Origin of the sequence: Streptomyces sp. SID13031, from assembly GCF_010548305.1 — a bacterium.
GTDB lineage: Bacteria > Actinomycetota > Actinomycetes > Propionibacteriales > Kribbellaceae > Kribbella.
This window is the reverse complement of sequence record NZ_JAAGLV010000090.1, coordinates 1-428: the sequence shown is the minus strand read 5'-3', so window position 1 is coordinate 428 and position 428 is coordinate 1. Positions and strand designations below refer to the sequence as shown.

Below are 428 nucleotides of genomic sequence, written 5' to 3'. Positions count from 1 at the left end.
CCGCGCACACGCCCACTTCGGCTCACGGGCCCTGGTCGACGCCATCGGGTCCCTGGGCAACTTCACGATGCTCGGCATGTGCCTGAACGCCTTCCAGGTCGACCTCCAGGCCGACCGCGAGCCCCCGTTCCCCGACATCCGCGGCTTCACCCGCGTCACCGGTGACGGAGACCGGCCGCAGCCGTGACAGCCCACCCCCAGCCATGTACGGAAGGGAGTACGGCCGTGTCCGCCACGACCTCTCCGGAGACCGCCCGCGCCGTGGACCGTCCGGTCGCGGAGCCGGTGGTCCGCGTCCGCGACCTCACCAAGCGCTTCGGCGGAGCCGTGGCTCTGCGGGGCGCCTCCCTGGACATCAGAGCCGGTGAGGTCCACGCCCTGATGGGCATGAACGGCGCCGGGAAGTCCACCCTGGTCCAGCTCCTCTC

The 428-nt window shown here is 71.7% G+C and carries 1 protein-coding gene and 1 pseudogene; both read left to right on the top strand.

Annotation, left to right across the window (positions count from 1 at the left end):
- Nucleotides 1-187, top strand: a pseudogene (locus G3I17_RS39380) (carboxymuconolactone decarboxylase family protein); the annotation flags it as partial.
- 38 nt (nt 188-225) lie between these two features.
- On the top strand, nt 226-428 hold a 203-nt coding region (locus G3I17_RS39375), incomplete at its 3' end, for an ATP-binding cassette domain-containing protein (protein WP_164604523.1).